The organism is Phyllobacterium sp. MT110 (assembly GCF_058792715.1).
Window position 1 is genome coordinate 108,746 of record NZ_JBXAFE010000007.1, and the last position, 23,882, is coordinate 132,627.

The 23,882-nt window shown below is 55.0% G+C and carries 24 protein-coding genes; 12 read left to right on the forward strand and 12 right to left on the reverse strand.

Annotated features, from left to right (window positions below; translation table 11 throughout):
- Window positions 1-22: 22 nt before the first annotated feature.
- The 3 genes from AC1Q5O_RS24050 to AC1Q5O_RS24060 form a co-directional block, all read right to left on the reverse strand.
- The gene (locus tag AC1Q5O_RS24050) at window positions 23-793 is read right to left on the reverse strand and encodes an amino acid ABC transporter ATP-binding protein (RefSeq protein WP_464665058.1); all 771 of its coding nucleotides are present in this window, start codon (window positions 791-793) and stop codon (window positions 23-25) included.
- Window positions 790-1,731, reverse strand: coding sequence for an amino acid ABC transporter permease (locus AC1Q5O_RS24055; protein WP_472460511.1), 942 nt, complete (start codon window positions 1,729-1,731; stop codon window positions 790-792). The genes AC1Q5O_RS24050 and AC1Q5O_RS24055 overlap by 4 nt, the downstream gene beginning before the upstream one ends.
- A gap of 75 nt (window positions 1,732-1,806) precedes the next feature.
- Window positions 1,807-2,676, reverse strand: a complete 870-nt coding sequence (locus AC1Q5O_RS24060; protein WP_492566504.1) for a transporter substrate-binding domain-containing protein — start codon at window positions 2,674-2,676, stop codon at window positions 1,807-1,809.
- 312 nt (window positions 2,677-2,988) lie between these two features.
- Between AC1Q5O_RS24060 and AC1Q5O_RS24065 the strand changes: the two genes are divergently transcribed.
- Complete coding sequence (locus AC1Q5O_RS24065) at window positions 2,989-4,095, forward strand: LacI family DNA-binding transcriptional regulator (protein WP_472460509.1); 1,107 nt, start codon at window positions 2,989-2,991, stop codon at window positions 4,093-4,095.
- Here AC1Q5O_RS24065 and AC1Q5O_RS24070 read toward each other — a convergent pair.
- Window positions 4,077-4,919, reverse strand: a complete 843-nt coding sequence (locus tag AC1Q5O_RS24070; protein WP_472460508.1) for a PfkB family carbohydrate kinase — start codon at window positions 4,917-4,919, stop codon at window positions 4,077-4,079. The two genes, AC1Q5O_RS24065 and AC1Q5O_RS24070, sit on opposite strands and share 19 nt — an antisense overlap.
- 207 nt (window positions 4,920-5,126) lie before the next feature.
- Here AC1Q5O_RS24070 and AC1Q5O_RS24075 point away from each other — a divergent pair, with 207 nt between their 5' ends.
- Window positions 5,127-6,128 carry an SIS domain-containing protein gene (locus tag AC1Q5O_RS24075; protein ID WP_464665066.1) on the forward strand — a complete coding sequence of 334 codons (1,002 nt, stop codon included), beginning with the start codon at window positions 5,127-5,129 and terminating at the stop codon, window positions 6,126-6,128.
- A gap of 195 nt (window positions 6,129-6,323) precedes the next feature.
- Here AC1Q5O_RS24075 and AC1Q5O_RS24080 read toward each other — a convergent pair whose 3' ends face one another.
- The 7 genes from AC1Q5O_RS24080 to AC1Q5O_RS24110 all read right to left on the reverse strand — a co-directional run bounded on the left by AC1Q5O_RS24080 (window position 6,324) and on the right by AC1Q5O_RS24110 (window position 11,577).
- Window positions 6,324-6,560: a hypothetical protein gene (locus AC1Q5O_RS24080; protein WP_492566506.1), complete on the reverse strand. Its 237-nt coding sequence runs from the start codon at window positions 6,558-6,560 to the stop codon at window positions 6,324-6,326.
- 134 nt (window positions 6,561-6,694) lie between these two features.
- Window positions 6,695-7,423, reverse strand: a complete 729-nt coding sequence (locus AC1Q5O_RS24085; protein WP_472460507.1) for an amino acid ABC transporter ATP-binding protein — start codon at window positions 7,421-7,423, stop codon at window positions 6,695-6,697.
- Window positions 7,424-7,459: 36 nt separating this feature from the next.
- Window positions 7,460-8,134, reverse strand: a complete 675-nt coding sequence (locus AC1Q5O_RS24090; protein WP_472460506.1) for an amino acid ABC transporter permease — start codon at window positions 8,132-8,134, stop codon at window positions 7,460-7,462.
- Window positions 8,131-8,808 (reverse strand): amino acid ABC transporter permease, encoded by a 678-nt coding sequence (locus AC1Q5O_RS24095; RefSeq protein WP_464665071.1) that lies wholly within the window; start codon window positions 8,806-8,808, stop codon window positions 8,131-8,133. The genes AC1Q5O_RS24090 and AC1Q5O_RS24095 overlap by 4 nt, the downstream gene beginning before the upstream one ends.
- Window positions 8,809-8,912: 104 nt before the next feature.
- A complete protein-coding gene (locus AC1Q5O_RS24100) occupies window positions 8,913-9,701 on the reverse strand; it encodes an ABC transporter substrate-binding protein (protein ID WP_464665073.1) in 789 nt (262 codons plus the stop codon).
- 87 nt (window positions 9,702-9,788) lie between these two features.
- Window positions 9,789-10,295 (reverse strand): Lrp/AsnC ligand binding domain-containing protein, encoded by a 507-nt coding sequence (locus tag AC1Q5O_RS24105; RefSeq protein ID WP_464665075.1) that lies wholly within the window; start codon window positions 10,293-10,295, stop codon window positions 9,789-9,791.
- A gap of 475 nt (window positions 10,296-10,770) precedes the next feature.
- Window positions 10,771-11,577 (reverse strand): MBL fold metallo-hydrolase, encoded by an 807-nt coding sequence (locus tag AC1Q5O_RS24110; protein WP_472460504.1) that lies wholly within the window; start codon window positions 11,575-11,577, stop codon window positions 10,771-10,773.
- A 648-nt stretch (window positions 11,578-12,225) separates the two neighbouring features.
- On the opposite strand from AC1Q5O_RS24110, the gene AC1Q5O_RS24115 reads away from it, so the two are divergent.
- Window positions 12,226-12,543: a hypothetical protein gene (locus AC1Q5O_RS24115; protein WP_464665079.1), complete on the forward strand. Its 318-nt coding sequence runs from the start codon at window positions 12,226-12,228 to the stop codon at window positions 12,541-12,543.
- 302 nt (window positions 12,544-12,845) lie between these two features.
- Here AC1Q5O_RS24115 and iolE read toward each other — a convergent pair whose 3' ends face one another.
- Window positions 12,846-13,742: a myo-inosose-2 dehydratase gene (gene iolE, locus AC1Q5O_RS24120; RefSeq protein ID WP_464665081.1), complete on the reverse strand. Its 897-nt coding sequence runs from the start codon at window positions 13,740-13,742 to the stop codon at window positions 12,846-12,848.
- Between the two features lie 342 nt (window positions 13,743-14,084).
- Between iolE and AC1Q5O_RS24125 the strand changes: the two genes are divergently transcribed.
- From AC1Q5O_RS24125 to AC1Q5O_RS24165, 9 genes are all read left to right on the forward strand, one after another.
- The gene (locus AC1Q5O_RS24125) at window positions 14,085-15,179 is read left to right on the forward strand and encodes a phytanoyl-CoA dioxygenase family protein (RefSeq protein WP_464665082.1); all 1,095 of its coding nucleotides are present in this window, start codon (window positions 14,085-14,087) and stop codon (window positions 15,177-15,179) included.
- 126 nt (window positions 15,180-15,305) lie between these two features.
- On the forward strand, window positions 15,306-16,427 hold the full coding sequence (locus tag AC1Q5O_RS24130; RefSeq protein ID WP_464665084.1) for a Gfo/Idh/MocA family protein: 1,122 nt from the start codon (window positions 15,306-15,308) through the stop codon (window positions 16,425-16,427).
- Window positions 16,396-16,980 carry a Gfo/Idh/MocA family protein gene (locus tag AC1Q5O_RS24135; protein WP_464665086.1) on the forward strand — a complete coding sequence of 195 codons (585 nt, stop codon included), beginning with the start codon at window positions 16,396-16,398 and terminating at the stop codon, window positions 16,978-16,980. The genes AC1Q5O_RS24130 and AC1Q5O_RS24135 overlap by 32 nt, the downstream gene beginning before the upstream one ends.
- Window positions 16,981-17,035: 55 nt before the next feature.
- The gene (locus AC1Q5O_RS24140) at window positions 17,036-17,800 is read left to right on the forward strand and encodes a sulfite exporter TauE/SafE family protein (protein WP_464665087.1); all 765 of its coding nucleotides are present in this window, start codon (window positions 17,036-17,038) and stop codon (window positions 17,798-17,800) included.
- Window positions 17,801-18,110: 310 nt separating this feature from the next.
- Window positions 18,111-19,547 carry an NAD-dependent succinate-semialdehyde dehydrogenase gene (locus tag AC1Q5O_RS24145; protein WP_472460443.1) on the forward strand — a complete coding sequence of 479 codons (1,437 nt, stop codon included), beginning with the start codon at window positions 18,111-18,113 and terminating at the stop codon, window positions 19,545-19,547.
- An 11-nt stretch (window positions 19,548-19,558) separates the two neighbouring features.
- On the forward strand, window positions 19,559-20,374 hold the full coding sequence (locus tag AC1Q5O_RS24150) for an HpcH/HpaI aldolase family protein (RefSeq protein ID WP_472460444.1): 816 nt from the start codon (window positions 19,559-19,561) through the stop codon (window positions 20,372-20,374).
- Window positions 20,375-20,376: 2 nt separating this feature from the next.
- Window positions 20,377-21,366: a hydroxyacid dehydrogenase gene (locus AC1Q5O_RS24155; RefSeq protein WP_472460445.1), complete on the forward strand. Its 990-nt coding sequence runs from the start codon at window positions 20,377-20,379 to the stop codon at window positions 21,364-21,366.
- An 8-nt stretch (window positions 21,367-21,374) separates the two neighbouring features.
- Window positions 21,375-22,868, forward strand: coding sequence for a sugar ABC transporter ATP-binding protein (locus AC1Q5O_RS24160; protein ID WP_472460446.1), 1,494 nt, complete (start codon window positions 21,375-21,377; stop codon window positions 22,866-22,868).
- Entirely contained in the window at window positions 22,861-23,874 is a 1,014-nt protein-coding gene (locus tag AC1Q5O_RS24165) for an ABC transporter permease (protein WP_492566512.1), read from the forward strand. Before AC1Q5O_RS24160 ends, AC1Q5O_RS24165 begins: the two co-directional genes overlap by 8 nt.
- The last annotated feature ends 8 nt before the right edge of the window (window positions 23,875-23,882 follow it).

Genomic DNA, 23,882 nt, shown 5'->3' on the forward strand with positions numbered 1-23,882 from the left:
CTTTCGGATTTGGATATCTGGCTCAGAGCACGCGAGCGAGGAAAGACTTTGTACGAGCGTGCTGCGGATTGGACAGCACCTCCTTCGGCGGACCTGCTTCGACGATGACGCCACCATCCATGAAGATCAGGTGATCGGCAACGTCACGGGCAAAGCTCATTTCATGCGTGACGACGACCATCGTCATGCCGTCCTCTGCGAGCTGACGCATCACGGCCAGGACCTCACCTACCAGTTCCGGATCGAGAGCTGAGGTCGGCTCGTCGAAGAGCATCACCGCTGGCCGCATCGCGAGCGAGCGGGCGATCGCCACGCGCTGCTGCTGCCCGCCGGAAAGCTGTTTCGGATAGTAGTGCGCGCGATCGCTAAGGCCAACCTTGTCGAGCAGCGCTACCGCCTCCTCGATGGCTTCAGCCTTCTTGCGACGCTGGACGATGATCGGCGCTTCGATGATGTTCTCAAGGGCGGTTTTGTGCGGAAAGAGGTTGAAACTCTGAAAAACCATACCCATGCGCTGGCGCTGGATTGCCAGTTCGTTGAACGACATCTGACGCAGCGTGTCGCCGTGCCAGCGCATGCCAACAGGGTTCCCGTCGAGAAAAACGACGCCCGAATCCGGCACTTCGAGATAATTCAGGCAGCGCAGCAGCGTACTCTTACCGGAGCCCGACGGCCCGACGATGCAGGTGACGTCGCCCAGCTTGACGCTCATATCGATGCTGTGGAGCACCCGATGCGTTCCGAAACTCTTGGAGAGGCGCTCGACATTGAGCAGAGGCATGGTGGCAATCATGCGGAAACCTTCGTGCGGCGTGGCGCCCAGAACTTGCTGTAAAACAGGGACGACAGGACAAGGCTGAGTTCCAGCGACTTGCCGTCGTTCAGACGGTGTTCGATGTAATGCTCAATAAGGGTCAGGATAGTTGAAAGCACCAGATACCAGATCGTCGCAACGATCAGCAGCGGGATGGTCTGATAGGTGCGCGAATAGATCATCTGCGCGGAATAAAGCAGGTCCGGAAGCGCGAGCACGCTGACCAGCGAGGTGAATTTCAGCATGGAGATGGTGTCGTTGCCGATCGGCGGAATGACGATTTTCAGCGCCTGCGGCAGCACGATGCGCCGCAGCGTTTGGGAGCGGGTCATGCCGAGCGTTGCGGCCGCCTCCGTTTGTCCAGCATTGACTGCCTGAATGCCGGCACGGATCATTTCGGCGGCATAGGCACTTTCAGTCAAGGCCAGTCCGAGAACGGCTGCGCTGAAGGGCGTGATCAGCGAATTCATGCTGGCGGACCAGAGTTCAGGTCCGAAGGGAACACCAATCGACACAGTCGGGATCAGCAGCGCCAGATTGTACCAGAAGATCAGTTGAACGAGGGGCGGTACACCACGGAAAAACCAGATCCAGACCCAGCTTGCGGTCTGGAACACTGGATTGCGCGACAGACGCATGATGGCAAGCACCACTCCGATTACAAGGCCAATGATCATGGCGATGAAGGTCAGCAGCAGAGTGCGTCCGAGCCCAGCCAGGATTTCCGCACTGAACATATATTGCGCGACGACCTCCCAATGCAGGTTCTCATTCGTGACCAGGAGGCGAATGAACATGACCACGAAGATCAAAAGAGCAGCCCCGCCAATCCACCAGGATGGATGGCGCAGTGGCACCGGTTTGGTCTCGTGAATATTGGGACGCGCCGATGCTGGGGGTTTCTTGTCGTGAGCCATTTGCACCTCTGGCAGAAAAGGATCGGAGCCGCTGCATACGGCTCCGCGATTTTGAATCGAGCGGATCATCCACCCTTACTTCGTGACAGGGTTTGCCTTGTTGACCAGTAATGCCTTGTCGAGCATGCCAGAACCGTCGACACCCCATTTCGCCATCAGCGCCGTGTAGGTGCCGTCGTCGATCATTGCTTGAAGCGCGTCCCTGAGAACTGGCCCAAGCGGATCGTCACGGCGCACGCCGATGCCGTTGAAGACGGCATTGCTGGTCAGCTTCGATACACCAAAGCGGCCGGTCTGTTTGGCAAGATACTGCAATTTGGCCGAACCTGCCGCGACCATTTCGACACGACCAGACGAAACCGCTAGCTCCGCCGCATTTTGTGTCGTGAACTGTTGCAGGTCGATCGACGCAGCACCTTCCTTGGCGCAAGTTTCAACGCTGACCTTGGTCAAGTATTGGAAATCCCAGGCACCGGTCAGAACAGCAACGGAATGACCGCAAAGATCTTTCTCCGATTGGATGTCCAGGCTCTTTTCCTTAAGGAACGCATAGGCCGTTCCTTCCTTGCGTTGTGGTACAAAATCAAGGACCTCAAGCCGCTCCTCGGTGACGCCAAAGGAGGAGAAACCAGCATCGAAACGCTTGCTAGCCAGCCCTGGAATGATGGCATCGAAACTCGTCGGCGTGAACTTGAATTCGACACCGAGCTTTTCCGACATGGCCTTCGCCATATCGATGCTCCATCCCTTCAACTCGCCGGTTTCGACGAATTCATCGGGTGGCCAGTCGTTAAACGCAGCCACATTGACACCATTCTTCTGGTATTCCGACGGAACTGCGCCGTGCAATTTCTGATCGACGCCCGCGGCATTGGCTGATACCGCTATGGCGATGACCAGAACCGTTCCGGCAAGAAGCTTGCTGGCAAGAGCTTTGATCGTCATGTCATTCCCCTTTCTTGTCTTTATTTGCTCCTCCGGTTCGCACCGGAAACAGGCCACTCAAAATTGGAGATTGAACCTGCGATCTAATTGTGCGAACGTTCTCACAATACAAGCATCTGTTTTTCACATCCGTCAAGGGATAAAGTTCACGAATGCCATTTCGTCTGGAAAATCGAACAAAAGGGCCTGTCAAAATTAGGTCTGGCGTTGTATCCGAAACCGACCGACCGCATTCGTCGCTTTCATTCCCGCCGAGGTCCGGTCGATTTTCAGCGGTGAAGATGTTGATGCAGTCAGTGACGGGAAAGTGGAATGGCAGACAAACGCGCTGACAAAGTGACGATTACCGAAGTTGCGAAGCGGGCTGGAGTGAGCACAGCAACGGCGGGCCGCGTTCTGGGCGGTTACGGTTATACCAGTGAGGAAAACAAGGAAAGGGTGCGCCGCAGCGCCGAGGCTTTGGGTTACCGTCCCAACTTGCTCGCCCGCAGCCTGATCACTGGCAAAACCAAGACAATCGGCGTCGTCGCAGGCGATATCCAAAGCCCGTTTTATGCCAGCATCCTGCGAGGGATCGCCGACGTTGCACGTGCCCAGGGCTTCGGTGTACTGCTGACCAACAGCGACGAACTACTGGAGCGCGAGCTCGAAGCTGTGCAACTGCTGCTCGAAAAACAGATCGATGGATTGATCGTCGCACCTTGCGACACATCCGCTTCGCACCATCTGCATGCTGCCGCTGCCTCAGGCTGCCCGATCGTCCAGATAGACCGGCGCGTCAATGGGCTTCCTGCCGATTCGGTAACATTAGACAACCGCGGGGCGGCGAGCGATAGTGTCGCGCAGTTGCTTGCCGCGGGCCACCGCCGGATCGGCATGGTGGCCGAGTTGGAACGCTGGGAGTTCGGGGATATGGCAACTTTCATCGACCGGGTCATCGAGGGATCGATCGATCCCGCAAGCCTGTTTCCCAGCTGGCAACGCTTGTTTGGCTATATAGAGGCGCACCGTGCGGCTGGGCTTTCGATTGACCGCAGCCTCATCGGCCGGGTGGGAACCTATTCGGTAACGGCGGCAAGAGCGGCGACGATGGACCTTCTTTCGCGTCCCGATAGGCCAACGGCGCTGTTTACCGCAGACGGATTGATGTCGGCCGTTGCGATGGATGCGATCACCTCGCTCGACCTGCAAATCCCGACAGACCTATCACTGATCTGCTTTGATGATCTTGACTGGATGAGCTTCCTGAAGCCAGGCATCACGGCGATCGCGCAGCCCTTGACAGAGATGGGGGAGGCTTCCGCGCGACTCATTCTCGCGCGGATCGGCGGAGAGTGCGGCGAAGAACAGCACCAGGTGTTGAAGCACACGCTGGCGCTGCGCGGTTCGGTCACGGCGCCTCAGGCCGAAAGAGTCTGAAGCTCCGGCACGTCCCCCGAAAGTGCGATCGGCGCGCCATGGCCGATGGCCCCGAAATAGCGGCATGTTTCGGCGGCTGCGATTGCGGCTGCCGAGAGCAGAATCTGAGGCGTCTCAGCGGCAACCAGTCCGTAAAGCGTGCGTGCAATAAAGGTGTCGCCGGCACCGAGTGTATCGACCAGTTCGGCGGGGGAGGCGGGAACCTCGAACTGGCCTTCAGCTCCCAGAAGTATCGCGCCCTTGCTACCACGTGTGATCAGAGCCCATTTTGCGCCCCCCTCACGGAGCTCGGTTGCCACGGCCACCGCCTCGTCGCTCGTCAGGTCGCCGCCGGAGACCGATGCCAGGAAACAATGGGGCGCAATCGCACGGCGATGACCGGGATCGCGGCGGGTCGAGAAATCATAGGACAGCAATGTCTGTGCCGCCGCCGCCGCAACATGGTTGTCCAGCCCGCTCGATTGTCCGATATGCACGGCTGTGAAATCCTTGAGGAACGCGATATCGTCATCGACCGGTGAAAACATCGACACGCCGAGGTCCGCGCGCACAAAGACCCGGTCGGCATCGCGATGGCCGATGATGCAATATGCAGTCGGTCCGTCAAAGATGCGCAGCCTTGTCAGATCCACGCCCTCATCTAGGAGAGCGGCCTCTATCAGTTTGCCGGCTGCGTCCTGGCCGATGACCCCGATATAGGCTGAGTACCCGCCAAAACGCCGGATAAACACGGAAACGTTGAGGCAGTTTCCGCCGGGAAACATCGTGCCTTTGGAAATGTAGCAATCAACGACATTGTCGCCCATCGCAGCAATTTTGATCATCTGGAGTCTTTCCGATTGACAAGTTGTGAGAACGTTCGCACATTGCGTAAAAGCTGTCAATGCGAACGATGATCGGGACGGTTGGTAGCAATGTCGGAATGAAAATGCCCTCCGGCAGCGCTTCCAACCGCGCCAGGACAGGAAGAATGTTCGACAGCCGGATTTCAAAAGCAGCGCCGCGACGGCGCCAATACCCAAGAGGATTCTATGAAAGCTACCCTTAGTCCGGATATCGCCAAAGCGCTTGAGGCGCTCGCGAAAAAGCCTGTTTCCCAAGTCTTTCTTGTCGCCTGCGGCGGCTCGCTGTCCATCATGCATCCGGGCAAGTATTTTCTCGACCGCCATTCAAAGACCATCACGTCAGATGTTTACAATGGCGATGAATTCGTCTGCCGCGATCCGATGAAACTCGATGCCGACGCCATCGTCATCCTATGCTCGCAGACGGGAACAACCCGCGAGACCGTGCGCGCCGCCAGACATGCCAAGGAAAAGGGTGCAACCGTGATCGGCATGACGCTCGATCCGTCATCGCCGCTCGCCGATGCGGCCGATTTCGTGCTGCGTTACCAAGCGTCCTACACGACAGGCATTGCCATCGACGCTGCAGATAGCAACTACGCCATCCTCTACATGCTGCTCGCCGGCCTGGTAAAGATTGCCGACGGAGCCGACTATCTGCCTTCTCTGCTAAGGAGCCTCAGCAACCTGCAGCCGGCCATCGAGGCGGCGCATGTGCGGTACGCCGATCTGTTCACGACCTTTGCCGAGCGTTTCAAGGATCGCGATGTGATCTATACGACGGCGAGCGGCGCGAACTATGGTGCCGCCTATTCCTTTGCAATCTGTGTTTTGATGGAAATGCAGTGGATCAATTCGCAGGCTATCCATGCCAACGAATTCTTCCATGGACCGTTCGAAGTCGTCGACAAGGATACATGCTTCATCACGATGATCGGCCTCGACGAGACCCGTCGCTTGGAGGAGCGGGCACGCGACTTCCTCTATCGTTTCGGGGACAAGGACAACATACTGGTGCTCGATGCCAAGGATCTGGATCTTGCTGGAATCGACGAACAGTTCCAAGGCTATCTGGTGCCTCTCATCTTTTTCGATGCTCTCTGGAAATTCGCCTATAAGCTCGCCGCACACCGCAACCAGACCATGCTGGAAGCCCGCCGCTACATGAAGAAGATTAGCGACTACTGATCGCCGGATCCGGCAGGCCGCCCGTCTGCCGGATGTCTCCGATACTTCGAACCAGCTACGGTGAACACCAGCACTATGGTTTTTCCCCATACAGGAGCAATTGCAATCATGTCCTACAGCTTCCACGCAGGCGCGGGCGCAGTTCTCTTGCTCTCTGTAAGGCTGAATCACATCCCGGCTCGTTGAAAGCCAGCATCATAGCGCAGTCGTCTTGATGAAGAGTTTGCAACAAAGCCGGATGCTGGCCGTCCCCACCAGAATATCGAACTGTAACAGCCATCGTACCATTGGCTGCAAGAAATTTGGCACGCTGGACAGCGAACAGACGCCTGACCAGCCGAGAACGACAATGCCAATTTCCGTTGGATCGTGCGGAATCCGAAGGCTTCCTTGAAGTTCGCCAGTAAGCAGGACTTCGTTGAAGCGTCTCATCGCTCATCCATGCTTTAGACACACTTAACAGTATTGCAGGCGCCATTCGCGGTCAAAGGGCTCTTTGGCCGAGCTGCGAAATATGTCTTGACCTCCAATGTTTCCAGTCCACCATAAGGAAACTGATGAATATATCAGTGGCGCAGGATCTTGCTGAGAAAGGCACGGCTGCGATCGGTCGTTGGATGAGAGAAAAACTCTTCCGGTGTACCACTTTCCACAATGGCCCCGGCATCCATGAACACGACGCGCTGTGCGACCTTGCGCGCGAAACCCATTTCGTGGGTGACAACCATCATGGTCATTCCTTCTTCGGCTACGCTGACCATGACGTCGAGCACTTCGCTGATCATCTCGGGGTCGAGGGCTGATGTCGGTTCATCAAACAGCATGATCTTGGGTCGCATGCAAAGGCAACGGGCAATAGCGACCCGCTGTTGTTGTCCGCCGGAGAGCTCAGATGGGTAAGCGTTGAACTTGTCGGCGAGCCCAACTCTTGCGAGTAACTCACGCCCAGCCGCTTCGGCGGTCGAACGAGCGATTTTCCGCACGTGAATCGGCGCGAGTGTAACATTCTCCAATGCAGTTTTGTGCGGATAGAGATTGAAGGATTGGAACACAAAGCCAATTTCGGCACGCAGATCGGTCATGTTCGTTGTCGGATCGCCGACGCGTTGACCGTCGACGATGAGATCACCGTCCTTTGTGGTCTCAAGACCGTTGACGCAGCGGATCAAGGTGCTTTTGCCAGAACCGCTTGGTCCGCATACCACCACAACCTCGCGCGGTTCAATGCTGAGGGTGATATCTTTGAGCACATGCAGTGCTCCAAACCATTTGTTGACACCGCGAAACTCAATCATGCCTGGTACTTTCTTTGATGGTGTATCTGCCAGAATTCACAATTGTACCTCGCCATGAGCCGTTCCCATGCGACGTTCAAGTTTGCGGGCAAGCAAGATGAGCGGATAGCAAACGATGAAATAGCCAACGCCGACAATGGCGAACACGAGCAGCCCATTGGGTACCCGTTGTACCACCAGCCAGCCAACTCGGGTGAGGTCGGTCAAGCCGATTGCGGAGACGACAGAGGAATCCTTGATAAGAAGAACATATTGCCCCACCAGTGGTGGCAAAGACATTCGCATTGCTTGCGGTAACACGACTTGCCGCATGCGTTGCCAGCGCGACAGGCCCGAGGCAAGGGATGCCTCGACCTGGCCGGTTGGAACGGCGCGGATACCGGCGGCAACGATTTCGCAAATGAAGCAGGCCGCAAGGTTGGACAGTGCAATGATACCAGCTGTGAAAGCATCAAGCTCAATGCCCAGTTCCGGTAGGATGAAGAAAATCAGAAAAATCTGCACGAGGAATGGAGTTCCACGTATCAGATCGACCCAAGCGCCAATCATCCGACTGATCAACTGATTGCCCCCTGTCCGCACTATACCGAGGGCAAAGCCGATGAACGTGCCCAGAACAAGACTGATCAATGACAGCGCCACAGTCATGCCAAGGCCCCGCAAAGCCAGCGGATAGCTCCCGATGAGACTTTGGAATTGTTGCCAGATCATGTTCGGCTCCTCATCGGCTGCGAACCAAGCCAACGCCCTGACAGGGCCGCCAGACCCTTCAATCCATAATAGAGGATGAGATAACACGCTGCGGTTGTTATAAAGCCCTCCGCCGGCATGAAGCGGTCAGAAGCAAGAAGCTGCCCGGCACGGGTCAGTTCGGAAACGGAAATCAGGGACAGCAGCGCGGAATCCTTCACCAGCACAATGGCTTGGCCAAGGAGAGGAGGGATGGTCACGCGAAAAGCCTGGGGCAGGACCACGAGGCGCATGCGCTGCGTGTAAGTCATACCGGATGCAATACCTGCTTCTACCTGCCCGCGAGAGATCGAAAGGATGCCCGCCCGGATGATCTCGGCGATGTAAGCTCCGCTGTTCAACGACAGAGCAAGAATGCCGACAACGAGTTCCGGCAGTACGATACCCAGTCGCGGCAAACCAAAATAAAGGAAATAAAGCTGCGCCAGCAGCGGGGTTGCACGGATAGCATCGATATAGATCTTTGCCGGAACTTTCGACAAGCGCGAGCGTTGCAAATTCATTGCGCAAAGCACAATCCCAACCGCAAGTGCGCCGGCAAAGGAAACGACGGACAACCAAAGCGTGGCAAGGAAGCCGTGTGCGAACAGCGGCAGGTACTCGGCAATGGTACGGAAGCTGAAATTTTCAAGCATGTCCGGGATGATCCCTCAGGCGACTGTGCAAATGATGATCCGGCAGACGGGTGGCCCCGAACAGGTTAAAGAACCGGCTCACGGCCACCCAAATCTATCCCTGCCTAGTGATCCTTCTTCCAGGCGTCCGAGTTAACCCAGTAATCCAGATTTTTCTGGAGGCGACCGTCAATGGCGACCTGATCAAGAAACAGATTCATCCAGATGAGGAGGTCCTGCTCGTCGTAACGCGTGGCAAAGGCCAAAGGCTCTTTCGACAGCATTTCCGGCATGACTGTGAAGGTCCCGGCCGGATATGCGGCCGATTGGCCCTTTACAGCGGAGACATCGTTGACGCCGCAATCGGCCTGACCGTTGTTGACGGCATCGAGGAGGAGAGGGCCGCCACCCTTGTAACTCTTGATGTCAGCATCGGGGAATGTAGCCTTGGCGACCTTTTCTCCGGTAGCACCCAGCAATACCGCGATTTTGGTGCCTGCTGCCTTGCAGGAGTCGATCGTGGTGAACTTACTGCCTGCTTTCGCAAAAACGGTACTGCCCGTAAACATGAAAGGTTTGGTGAAGGCGACTTTCATGGCGCGCGGCAGGGTCGGGGTCATGTCCGCCACCAGCAGATCGGCCTTGCCGGAAAGGAGCGCCGGAATAAGCCCATCCCAGTCAAAGTCGAGAAAACTGATTTTCACGCCCATTTCCTTTGCCATCAGCTCAGCAAGCTCCACGGAACTTCCTGTGCGTTTGCCGGCTTGGTCAACCATGGAAAAGGGTGGACCTTGTGTCTGTACTGCGACACGCAATTCTCCACGCTTGACGATATCGTCGAGCGTTCCGGCACTCGCGGCGCCGGCAGCGGTGAGCATCGCAAGACCTGCGACAAACAACTTGGCAATCTTCATTCCTGGTTCCTCCTTGTTATATGTCCGTCCATTTTTAGACGTTCTTGGTATGGGTCCTATCTTCTCGGACAGGATCTTTCAGATCCTCTATTCGCTTACCGGTACCTCTGTGCTTTCGGACCAGCATCCTTCCGGCAGATTGACCCATTTGTTGCACGACGCCATCACCACGAAGGTTTCCGTACGGACGATCTCTCCCAGATCACCAACAGCAGGGATCAATTCGCTGGTGACCCGATAAAGGTCAGCGACATCCCCGGCAACGACAACGTCGACAATAATATCGAACCGTCCTGTCACGACGGATGCAGAATTGACAAAGGGTAGTTCTGCAATGCGCCGCGCGATCTCCCGCGCCCGGCCACGCCCTTGTGCATTGACGCCGACAATGGCTGAAATCAGTTCCGGACGCTCGGTCAGGTTCAGCAGTCCTGTGATCTTGAGAAGGTTCCGGTCAAGCAGATTGCGCAGCCGCGTCCGTACTGTCGGCACCGATATCTCCATCATCTCAGCGAGCCGCGTAATGCCGAGCTGCGCATCCTGTGAAAGCAGTTTGACGAGACGACGATCGGTTTGGTCGAGATGATCCCGCAAGGAGTTTAACTTTCATAAACGGAAAAAAATGGAGAGAAATTTTTACAATACACCACATCCTACGTGTGATGTATGGATATTACAAGGGTCTGTTCTCGAGCTCATTTACCCGCCCTGCGACTGTTGATGGAAGATGCGCCGTACTTGAAACGACACGCCAAATTGATCGTGTCCTAACAACTGCCGAGGTTGTACAGGTCGTCAATCGCCCCCGAACAGTAATATTGTCGGCAAAAACTGGTGAACCGGAATGATTGCGCCGCACTCTTCACCGGAATTTTTCGAAGCTAGCGGCTGTTACCCCGGGGTTGATCGATGGCAACCCAAGACCTATTCGAAGACGATCCACCCGGTTCGAAATCAAGGCTCGGATTCCGGCAAGGATGGCGACGGCGCACTGCGGTCACCAGGCGTCGCGATTGGTGTCTTCTAAAGTAGAATTGAGCCTACCACGCTCGGGTGGGTCTCAGCGATTCTATAGTGGAACGTAGCTGAATGTCGAGCCGTTCTCGCTCACTTTGCCAACACCCGGAGAGTCAAGATGTGCTCCAGCCACATATACGTTCGGACGTGTGGCAAGGCGTAGCATCGATAAACGGCTGGAACGGGCCATATCCTGGTCGGCATCATACTCCCATGTCAGTTCCGGCCTGTCGAACTGGATCGACTGTACGTGGACAATGTCTCCCCAGATGATCAGCGTTTCGCCGGCGCTCGATATCTCGTATGTGGTGTGGCCGACCTCGTGGCCGGGGGCGCCTACGGCCGTGACGCTCGGGCTTAGCTTGAAACCATCGTCGATCGGTGCGCGAAGCTCGCGGAACCGGGCAACCCTCCCGATCTTGTCGAATAGCGGGATTTCGGCTCTTGGAACGAAAAGCCGCTGGAGATTTGGGAACGCATCCGAACCATCCGCAGCCACCAAACCATGGGCGTGATCTTCGTGAGTGTGCGTCAATGCGATCGTGCCGATTTTTTCACGTTTGACACCGGCGTCCCCGAGTGCGCGAAGAAGTTCGCCCATCGTCGGGCCCAAAGAGTTCGACGCTCCCGTATCGATCAGAATATGCTCGTCGCCGTCAACAATCAGAAATGCGTTAACGGACAGTCGAAGCTTTCCACCGACCAATTCCACTTGGTCGGGAAGGTCTTTGAACGGTTGGTTTCCCGTTTGGCGCAAGCGTCTGGTGGGCATATCGATATAGCCATCCCGCAGCGCGATCACTGCGATCTTGCCGAGACCGTATCGAACATAATTGGCACCGGAAGCTAGTCTCTTCATTTTATCCTCTTTCACATTTTAGCCATGACTAGCGCCTGCGGTAAGCTGACTTTGTCAGGTGGGACGCTCTAAGAAAGCCTGCTGCCAAGAGGGAGCCGTTGCTCAGGAGCGCCCGGCGGCCAATGCATGGCGCAGTTTCTCTCTGGTCAGGCTCGACGAAGGATCCTGGCTCTGAACATTAAATGGGCACAGATATTGCAGCCTCTCCAAGCTTGAAAAAACGTATGTAGCCCATATATTTTTAGGATGAGCTTGACGTCGAAACGGTGAAGGATTTCACGTGCTTGGATTAGTAGCAATGGAAATTCTACAATATTTAAAATCGCTTCTCTTATCCGTATATCTGTGCCCGTTTAATGTTCATTGGCCTTGTAGCGGTGCGACGTGATATCGGTGGCCGGGTTCGGGCTCATGACTGTAAATACCGCTTCAAATGGCAAGGCGACGCTAGCCGTTCAAGGAAAAATAGATTGATGCTTAAGCTCTTTCAGTCCGCGAGACGTTCAATCAGCGCACCGAGTGATGCCGCTCAATCCGGCTAGGATTGCAGTATACTTTGAAGTGCAGGCGAGGAGCTAACGATTCTTTTCCCGCGGCAACAAGGAACAAAGATGCAGGTAGCTCATTATCGTATTGATAGGAGATATCATGAAAAAACTTGTTTCGCTAATTACCGGCGGTTTCATCGTCGCACTGGTTGGTCTTACTTCGGTGGTCTCATCGTTTGCTGGTCCCGTTTTACAACAAGCGACGCCAGCGGTAAGCAACATCGAGCAGGTCCAATACCAGGAAAAGCGCCGACTACATTATAACGATCGTCGCTCGCATAATCGTCATGGATGGGATCGCAGTGATCGTCGCCGTCCACACTATGACAACCGTCGCGATCGTCACGGCAATTGGAATGGTCATCGCGGTAATCGTGATTATCGACATGGTCATCGTCATTATAACCAAGGATATTGATATCCATTGGCAATCTTCCGTCTCAAAAACGGTCCTAGCCTAATACATGCGTAAAGGCGGTTCGTCAGAGCCGCCTTTACGCATGGAGAGCGGTATGCCAAACTACTCAGGCACCAGACCATCGAACACCGCCCCATATGTCGGACCAATCCGTCACGTTCGGGCAGTGAGGCTAAGCGCGATCTCAAGAAGATCGTCTTGAGGTTCCGTCATTATGAATGGAATTTTTTATCTCCGATCAAAACCACCCCAATCTGCCGATTATCGGCATTTACAAAGGAACTGTTCTTTGTTTGCATTTCCTATTCAACTTCGTATCCCGCTAAATTCATCACCCGCATGAGTTCTTGGTGTCCTATTTGAGCCATCTTCAACGGCGGGTTTTGGATCGGGTCCTGTTCGGCTTCGACTACAAACCAACCTTCATAGCCATAGGCCGCCAACTTTTTGACAATCGCAACAAAGTCGAGTGTGCCATCTCCGGGTACTGTGAATGCACCTTTTACGACCGCGTCGAGGAAACTCTCTTTTGTGCGGTCCAGCGCGTTGATTACATCCATCCGCACATCTTTCGTATGGACATGAGAAATGCGGTTATGATGTTTGTCGATCACCCGAAGTACTTCACCACCGGCAAATGCCATATGCCCTGCATCGAACAGAAGCGGCAGGCCTTCGCCCGAGTGCTTCATGAGCAGGTCCAGTTCTTCTTCCGTTTCAATCGGCGCAGCCATATGATGATGGTATGAGATCGGCATTCCCTGATCCGCACACCATTCACCAAATTCCGTCATTTTGCGGCCGTAAACCTTGATCTGGTCTTCAGACAGTTTCCGCTTCGTCGAAAGCGGGGCATTGCGATCACCCTGAATGGTGCCCGCTGTTTCGCCATAAACGATGCAGGGTGCATTCATTGCCTTGAACAATGCCATCTGCTCGGCGATGCGTTCTTTTTCAGCTGCGATATCTCCATCAAGCAGTTGCCCGGAAAACCAACCACCGCAGACACTTATTCCATGTTGCTGGAGAATTGGTCCAAGGATCGACGCATCCATCGGGAACCGCCTGCCGGTTTCCATTCCGGTAAAGCCCGCTTGACGCGCTTCCGCCAAACAGCCCTCCAGGGAAATATCCCCGCTCAACTCGGCTAAGTCGTCGTTCCACCATGCAATGGGGGCTATCCCAAGTTTGGCCTTCATTTCTTACTCCGACACAATTTCCATACTTGATTGGTGTAAATCTTTAGAGGGTTAAGCCCTTACGAGCCAGCTATCAGATTGCCGCAATCGTGCATCGCCATTCTCCCGCATGCTGGATTGTTACAAAATAAATATTGACAAATCAAGAAACTTGCAAAAAATATTGCATTAAGGATAGGGAGTAGTGGAACTCTTTCGGGTCGAGGTCCAATCAGTCGTTACAACGACAACGTAGCTACGGTTTTTTGCGATCCTTGAACAGGTGAATGAAGCCCATGAAAGCGACCGTGAAGGCGCTCTTGTAAGGGAACTTAAAAAGTGTGGGCTGAGGAGGAGCCGATAATGAAGACAAATCTTTCCGATTTTCGGTCAGAGGTGGAAACTGATACTTTGGCAGCCGACTATCCGCTGGCGCGTGAGATTATCTCCAAAATTCCAATTTACGAGGGGAAGGACGTGGACGATGTCCATGGCCCGGAATGGGTGCGTGCCATTGGACAAGGTCCCGGGGTGATCGTCATTCGGGGAGCCTTTGCTGATACTAAGGTTCTCGATATGGCGACGAGTGTTTTCCAGATGATCATTGCCGAGGAACGTGCGCAGGGTGCAGCGATAGGCGATCATTTTGCGGCAACTGGCGCGAACGATCGCATCTGGAACAGTCTGCAAAAGCTGTGCCTGCGTGCACCCGAAGTATATGCGCATTACATGGCAAATCCGATCATCCATTTGGCGTGCCGGTCCTGGTTGGGACCAGGCTACCAGATAGCAACACAGGTCAATCAGGTTCGCCCCGGCGGCAAAGCGCAGGCGGTTCACCGAGACTTCCATCTTGGCTTCATGACCACGCAGCAGATGAGCCAGTTTCCAGCCCACGTCCATGCTTTCGGTCAAGGCCTCGTTCTTCAGGGCGGGGTTGCGCACTGCGATATGCCAGTGGAAAGCGGGACGACGAAACTGCTGCCGCATTCCCAGCGCTATTTGTCCGGCTATCTCGCTACGTCGCAACAAGAGTTTCGAGATTATTTTGAGGCTAACTGCGTTCAACTTCCGCTTGAAAAAGGCGATGTCATCTTTTTCAGTCCTGCATTGTTTCACGCAGCGGGTGCAAACCAGACATCGAATGTGATCAGGCTTGTGAACCTTCTGCAGGTGGTTTCACCCTTCGCAAAACACATGGAAACACTGGATAGGGCTGCAATGTGCCTGGCCGTATTTCCTTATCTCGCCAGCTTGGGAACTCGCGCGCGCGAGGCCGTCATTGCCGCAACAGCGGACGGTTATCCATTTCCAACAAACCTGGACAGCGATCCCCCTCTAGGTGGACTTGCTCCTCCAGCCCAACAGGACCTGCTTACCCAAGCCGTTCAGGAAGGGTGGACCAAACAGAAACTGACAGAGGCGTTGCTCAGTCAGGCCGGAAAACGAGCTGCGTAAAGCAACTCCACTGAACATGGTTTGGAGCCGCCAGTTGCTTCTCACTTTGGCGATATCGGCGATAGGCCACCGCGTGGCACGGTGACCTGGCCGGGCATCGTTACAATCATCTCAAGGAAAAAAAGCATGAAGAATAAACTTCGGCTGGGTCTCATTGGATCAGGCTTCATGGGCAAGACCCATGTCTTCGGTTTTGCAGCGGCGCAGCGCGTGTTCGATCTGCCATATGAAATCGAACTGGCATGTATCGCCGATATCACAATGGCTCAGGCTGAGGCAGCACGTGACTCACTTGGATTTGCGGAAGCAACCGACGATTGGCGCAGAATGGTGCACGATCCCTCGATCGACGTGATTGATATCACCGCGCCTAATGCCTTCCACAAAGAAATGGCTCTGGCAGCCATTGCTGCAGGAAAGCATGTCTATTGTGAAAAGCCGTTGGCACCACTCGCCGCCGACGCCCGGGAGATGGCCGAGGCGGCCGAACGCGCGTCGATAAAAACGCAGGTTGGCTTCAATTACCTTTGCAATCCGATGCTTGGTCTCGCGCGTGAGATGATTGCCAGTGGGGAACTTGGGGAAATTCGTGGCTATCGCGGTCTTCACGCGGAAGATTATATGGCTGATGCCAGCGGACCGTTTACTTTCCGGCATAACCCGGCAGGTGGTGGTGCGCTGGCGGATATTGGCAGCCACGCCTTGGCTACAGCAGAATTCCTGCTCGGCCCGATTACGCGTGTCATGGGTGATTGCGTTACGATGATCGATAGCCGCCCAGACGGAAAAGGCGAAATGCAATCAGTTGAAACGGATGATGTTGGACGCGCCTTCCTGCGGTTCGAAAACGGGGCCAGCGGTTCCGTTGAAGGAAACTGGATCGCGACAGGCCGAAAGATGCAGCATGACTTTGAAGTCTACGGCACTAAAGGGGCGCTGGCCTTTTCTCAAGAACGTTTCAATGAACTGCATTACTATTCAACGGGCGATACGAAGGGCAGACAGGGCTTCCGGCGCATTGAGGCGGGGCCGGATCACGTGCCTTACGGTCGCTTTTGCGTCGCGCCCGGTCATCAGCTGGGGTTTAACGACCTCAAGGCGATTGAGGTCGCCGGCTACCTGGAAGCCATCGCCGGCATTCGCCCCGAACCTTTTAATTTCCGCGCCGGACTACGCATCCAAACGCTGGTTGAAACCATCCAGAACTCATCGCGGAATGGGACTTGGCTTGCCGTGGAGGTTGTGTGATGGAAGAAGAAAATCGCGGGAGAAAGTCGAGTACTGCGCTTCCCATAACCATCCGGCCGATCCGTCTGCCTTCGTCCACGAGATCGATATCTGTCGGTGGTTGCTATCAGCTGAGTTCATTTCGGCCACTGTCATCCCTTGTGCCGGTATTGGGAATAGCGGTATTGCCGACCCGCTTTTGTTCATATTGGAAATGAACAATGGCACAGTTGTATCCGCAGAAGTCTTCGTGAATGCCAGTTATGGCTATCACGTCCAAGCGGAGGCAGTCTGCTCCAATGGCACCGTTTCCTTGGCGCAACCGGCGTTAACGCATAGCAAACGCGGCGATGCTGAAATGGCAGGCTTTCCGCCGAACTGGATCCCTCGATTTGCGGACGCATATCGTGTTCAAGGTCAGGCCTGGGTGGATGCGCTTCGGCTAGGAAAAGTTTCAGAAGATGCATCAACGTCGTGGGATGGACTTGTAGCGACTTGTCTTGCAGAACAGATCGTCAGCGCATTGCGAACATGGCAACGAACGGAGCTTCGGCTGCCATCGCGCCCGGTATGAACGCTTTTTAATCTTGAAGTTGGCGCGGGCTTCCCGGCGAGACTGGATGAACTGAATGATTGAGCATACTCCAACAATATTGGCGATTGCGGTGGTTGCATCGTTTCTCGTCGGTTTGTCGAAAGGTGGCCTGCCATCGGTCGGGACACTGGCTGTGCCGCTTATGGCCTTGGTCATATCGCCTGTGACAGCCGCAGCTTTGTTGCTACCACTCTATGTGATCAGCGATATGGTCGGGCTATATCTCTATCGGAAAAATTATTCCGCCAGGAATCTCGTGATCCTTACGCCAGCAGCGCTCGCTGGTGTGGGGTTAGGGTGGATGTTTAGCGCAAACCTCTCAAGTCTGTTCATCGGAATGCTTGTTGGGCTTGTCGGTATTCTGTTCTGTTTCAACGCGTGGTTTGGCGCGAAATACAGGAAGACTGTAAAGCCCGCAGACATCCCCGGGGGCGTCTTCTGGGGTACACTCACGGGCTTGACCAGCTTCGTCTCTCATTCCGGCGCGCCCCCGTTTCAGATGTACGTGCTACCGCAGCACCTTGAAAAGATGAAATTCGCAGGAACTTCAACCATTCTTTTCGCGATCGTGAATGCTGCCAAGATAATACCCTATTGGGAACTCCAGCAGTTCTCGAAGTTTGATACGACGCTAGCATTATGGTTGCTGCCGGCAGCAATTACGGGAACGTTCGTTGGTGCCAAACTGACGCGTCTTTTGCCCGAGGGTATTTTCTATCTGCTGATTCAGATCACCTTGCTCTTTTTGTCGCTGAAGCTGATCGCGGATTACGTCATGTCTATTGTGCCTGCGGGTTGAAGGTTGCGGCTTGCGTCACGGTGCGGTTTGCAATTTAACTTGCGGTATATGAAATATTGCAATAATAGTTTAATAACGAATCCTGTTTGCCCATGCCTCAAGGGCAGCCATTGTGACGCCTCGGCAGAACGGCTGGGCTACCCCTGTGAAACTTTATACTTACAAGTTGTAGCAACCCAGATGCGCAAATCCCCAGCATTTGCGATTCAAATATAACTTGACTAGCAATAAAAATTGCTTAATTTGCTAATTTGAAATAATAATTGCATACGGCGCTAGGCCGAAACGGCCTTCACCGCGAGGAGGAGACATGTATACATCTTACGGGCTTTTCATCGACGGCGCGTGGTCCGGTCCGGTGAAAGGGGCAAGCACGGAAGTCACGGATCCGGGTAACGGAGAAGTGCTCGGCATTGTTCCTGCCGCAAGCGCGGAAGACACGCAATCAGCAATTGCTGCCGCCGAACAGGCTCTGGTCAAATGGCGCGAGACAGCCGCCTGGGCACGTGCCGATCTACTTCATAAAGTTGCTGACACGATGATCCGCCGCGAAGTCGAGGCGGCTCGGCGCATGACGCTTGAGACCGGTAAACCCTTTGCGCAGGCCGGCCGTGAATGGAATCTCGCTGTGGATCAATTTCGCTGGTATGCGGAAGAAGCCCGCCGCATCTACGGTCGGATCATTGAAAGCAGATTGCCCGGTGGACGGCTTGAAGTTACCCATGAACCAGTTGGCGTTGTCGCAGCCTTTACCGCGTGGAACTTTCCCGCAGCTTTGATAGCACGCAAGGTTGCGCCGGCTCTTGCGGCCGGGTGTACCGTGATTGTACGGCCCTCCGTTGAGGTGCCAGGCGTCGCGATGACTATGTTTGACTGCCTTCGGGAAGCTGGAATCCCGGCGGGTGTGGCAAACCTGTTGATCGGTCCTACTGCCAATACCTACAGACCGATAATGGCATCGGCCGTTGTCAGAAAAGTGTCTTTGACCGGATCAACGCAAGTTGGACAGCAAATGATCAGGGACAGTGCGCAAACTGTGAAGCGTGTGAGCATGGAACTTGGCGGGAATGCTCCAATGATCGTCTTCGAAGATGCTGATCTGGAGCGCGCGCTCGATCTTGCAGTGCCCACAAAATATGCCAATAGCGGTCAGGTGTGTGTCACGCCCGATCGGTTTTACGTTCACGAATCCCTGCATGACTCTTTCGCAGAAGGCTTCGCCGCCCGCGCACGTGCGCTCAAGCTTGGCCATGGCCTCAACGAGACAACGCAGATGGGGCCTTTGATCAATCAGCGGCGCATCAATGCTATTGAGGAAGTCGTTGCAGATGCGCGTGACAGGGGCGGAAAGATACTTGCTGGCGGACGCCGTCCCGCTGAACTGAATACCGGATACTTCTTCGAACCTACTGTGATCACGGGCTTGCCTGACGATGCCAAGGCACTTGCTGAGGAAAATTTCGGGCCAATTGCGGCAATCACGTCCTTCTCAAATACGGATGAAGTGATTGAGCGCGCCAACGCATCGGAGATGGGGCTTTCTGCCTATGTCTTCAGCCGGGATGCGGCGCGGGCCCGTGATGCGGTTGCCCGGCTGCAGGCGGGCATGGTCGGTGTGAATAGCTTCGCCCTGGCAGCAGCAGAAGCTCCCTTCGGCGGAATCAAGGCAAGCGGGATGGGCCGTGAGGGCGGCATCGAGGGAATTCTCGACTACTCCAACGTCAAGCTCTCACAGATGATGGTTTAAGGAATCCGCAAATGATCAAGAATGGTGTGAAAAGCCGCTGGGCCGATGGAAAGCCGGTGCTCAATGGCTGGCTGTCGATTGCGAGTTCATTCAGTGCGGAAATTATGGCCGCTCAAGGGTACGATTCAATCACTATTGACATGCAGCATGGGATCGTTGGCTATGATGGCGCCGTCCCGATGTTGCAGGCCATGCGCGCAAGCGGTGTAGCACCTCTTATTCGCGTTCCCTGGCTCGACCCAGCTGACATCATGAAGGCGCTCGACGCGGGCGCCTATGGTGTCATCTGCCCCATGATAAACACGAGGGAGGAAGCCGAGCGCCTGGTTTCTTACGTCCGCTATCCGCCGCATGGTGTTCGCAGCTTCGGGCCCAGCCGGGCTCTGTTCTCTACCGGAACGGGATATGCAAACGAGGCCGACGACGAGATGATCTGCCTCGCGATGATCGAAACCGCGCAGGCATATGAAAATCTTGACGACATTTTATCTACGCCCGGACTTGACGGTGTTTACATAGGTCCAGCCGACCTCACGCTCGGACTTCAAGGCAGGAAGTATGCCCCCGGCTTCGATCGGAGTGAGCCCGAAATGATTGCGGCGATCCAGCATATTCTCCACACCGCACACAAGGCGGGTAAACGCGCAGCTCTTCACAACGGAACAGCGGAGTATGCCGCAAAAGCCGTTGGATGGGGCTTTGATCTGGTCACCGTTTCGAACGACGTTCGCCTTATGGCGGGGGCAGCCGATGCAAGTGTGAGAAAATTCAGGGAACTCGTGGTGGACGCGCTTCCTGAAAACAAGCTCGACCGGGGAGGGTATTGAGCATGCCAAGAGTTGTTGTCGCTGGAAAGATCCACGCGGACGGGCTGTCTCTCCTGCAAAATGCGCCGGGAATCGAAGTCGATTACGTTGAAGATGTCACTGCCGCCAGTTACGAGCCCTATCTACCAACCGCAGATGCATTGCTCATCCGAACGCAGCCGCTGTCGTCCGCGTTTGTCACCGCAGCACCCAACCTGAAAATTGTATCCCGGCACGGCGTTGGGTACGACTCTGTCGATGTCGCGGCCCTCAACGCGCGACAAATCCCGCTGGCAGTGGTCGGTGACGTGAATTCCCGTGCGGTTGCAGAACACGCGGCTATGCTCATGCTCTCGGCGGCACGTCGGACCGTTCTGTTTGATCAGAAAATGCGGCAAGGCGATTGGAACTATCGCAATTCGCTCGATGCAGTCGAATTGGATGGCGGAACATTGCTGATTGTTGGTTTTGGACGTATCGGTCGCCGTCTCGCCCAAATTGCCGCTGCATTGGGGATGAATGTCCTGGCACATGATCGTTTTCAGGATCCTTCGAGCATTCTTGCACGTGGTGTTCATCCCGTTGATACATTGGAAGATGGTCTTCGCGTCGCGGATGTGGTTTCCCTCCATGTACCAAAGGTTGGCTCTCTGGCACTTATCGGAGAGCGCGAACTGGCTTTGATGAAATCGTCTGCGATCCTCATCAATACGGCACGGGGTGGCCTGGTCGATGAAAAGGCATTGCTCGCTGCTTTGAATGAAAATCGGATAGGTGCTGCCGGGCTGGATGTTTTCACCGAGGAACCGCCAGTTTCCGGAAATCCTCTCTTTGCTTGCGAGCGGGTAGTCCTGTCACCCCACAACGCTGGGCTAACGGAAGCGTGCGGGCGGAGGATGGCCGTTTCTGCCGCTGCCAATATTATCGATTATTTCAATGGTAATTTGAGCGCGGCTCTGGTCGTCAACCACGCTGAGATCGGCCATCAGACGCTAGTAGCGGCGCGCGTTTGACGATGCCGATGCTTGCGCTCACCCAGCTCTTCAAATCGTACGGCGATGTTCCCGTCCTGAAGGGGATAGACCTGTCTGTCGAGCAGGGCGAGGTTCTTGCTCTGGTCGGCGAGAACGGTGCTGGCAAGTCAACCCTGATGCGTATCATTGCCGGGCTTGCACCCCAATCGAGCGGCACGATGGATTTTGAAGGAAAACGTGCCCCGCAGACTCTCCGGGAAGCCGAGCGGGCTGGTGTGGTTATGGTGCATCAGGAATTCTGTTTGGCTCCGCATCTGACCGTTTCCGAGAACGTCTTTCTCGGACGCGAACTGACCAAAGGGATTTTTACAGATCGCCAAGCCATGGAGAAGGCTTCCGCTGATATTTTGGCAAAACTCGGATCATACGTTTCACCGCGTGCTCGGTTGCAAGATCTGCCTGTGTCTGATTGGCAGATGGTCGAGCTTGCCAAAGCCTTTGCGCGAGAACCTAAGCTAATCCTTATGGACGAACCAACGGCGGTTTTGTCGGGGACAGAAGCAAACCAGCTTTTCGATCGCATCCGACTGTTCCGCGACGAGGGGGGCTCGGTCGTTTTCACCTCGCACCGTCTCGATGAGGTGAAGGCTATCGCCAATAGGATCGCCGTGCTGCGGGATGGCCAGATTGTGCGGGTGGCAAGGGCAAGCGAAATATCTGAAAATGAAATGGCCGAAGCCATGGTCGGTCGGCCATTGTCGGAAATCTATCCGGTTCGTCAAAAGACAAAAACGAGGGGTGAAATCCTTGTCGACGTGATCGGATTGAACTCTGCGAATGCGGTTATTGATGCCAGCCTGACGATCCACAAGGGGGAAGTTCTCGGAATTTCCGGACTTGTGGGGTCAGGGCGGACAGAATTGTTCGAGGCACTTCTCGGCTTGCGTTCCGCGTCGTGTCACTCATTCGAACTCAACGGGCAACGCCGTGCGCTGCCGCATGCGCGGGAGGCCTGGCAATTGAAGCTTGCCTACCTGACCGAGGACCGGAAAGGGAAGGGCCTCCTGCTGGGCAAGTCACTATCTGAAAATATTGCGCTGACAAAGGGAGCGCTGAGTGGCCGCAATTGGATCAGTCATCGCGTGGAGAATCTGGACCTGGTCACCGTGGTGAAGGAATACGATATCCGGGCGGGGAACTATAACGCAACTGCTGGTTCGCTCAGCGGTGGCAATCAGCAAAAAATCCTGATTGCGAAGACACTCGCAACAGATCCTGATCTGGTCGTTTTCGATGAGCCGACGCGAGGCGTGGACATCGGAGCCAAACAACAAATCTACGAAATCATCGCCAGGCTCGCCGATGCAGGCAAAGCCATCGTCGTCATTTCCTCGGAAATGCAAGAGATCGTTGGACTATCGGACCGTGTTGTTGTCATGCGACGGGGGCAGATTTCCGGCGAGCTGACGGGAGAGAAAATACAGGAAAGCGAGATTATCCGCTTCGCAATGGGCTTGCAGGAGGAGCTAACCCATGTCTGACGTCACACTTAATACCACAGGTGCCCCGACAGGCTCTGGTCTGACCATAACTCGGACATTGGAGGCTATGGGCCCGCTCATCGCCTTGATCCTGCTCATGATAATCGGCGCTTTGACAAGCGGTACCTTTCTCGGTGCCGAGAACTTGTCAAATGTCTTCACGCGAAGTGCCATTATCGGCATCATAGCGATTGGTGCCACATTCGTGATTACAGCGGGCGGGCTGGATTTGTCGGTCGGCTCGCTATCCGCATTGGTCGCAGGTGTGACCATTCTTTTCCTCAATCACTCGGTAGGGGCTCTTGGATCCGGTTGGCTGCTGATTTCAGCAGGAATACTGTTCTCCATTCTTGTGGGCGCAGCTGCGGGGTTCCTGAATGGCTACATGATTGTGAAGGGCAGAGTCGAAGCATTCATTGTCACACTTGGCGCAATGGGCATCTTCCGCTCAATTATTACCTGGCTTTCCGATGGTGGTTCCATTTCGCTGGACTTCTCCCTGCGTGATGCCGCGAGACCAATCTACTATGGGCAGGTGGGAGGGATCGCAGTTCCGATCATCGTTCTCATTGTCATGGCTGTTATCGGCGAAGTGGTTTTGAGACGTGTGCGGTTTGGGCGGCACGTTGCCGCGATTGGTTCCAATCGTCATGTCGCCCTTTATTCAGCAATTCCCGTTAACCGCGTCCGAATCCTGACCTACGTCATTCAAGGTTTCTGTGTGGCAGTCGCCACGGTCATTTATGTTCCACGCCTCGGCGCGGCAACACCCTCGACGGGATTGATGTGGGAACTGGAAGCCATCGCGGCCGTCATCATTGGCGGAACTGCTCTGAGTGGCGGTTTTGGCCGCATATGGGGAACGGTTGTCGGGGTGCTTATCCTCGGGTTCATCAGCAATATCCTGAACCTCACTGGCTTTGTCAGCCCCTATCTTAACGGGGCATTCCAGGGGGCGATCATAATTATCGCAGTTCTCCTGCAGCGGGATCGCTCACAAGGCTGAACGACGAA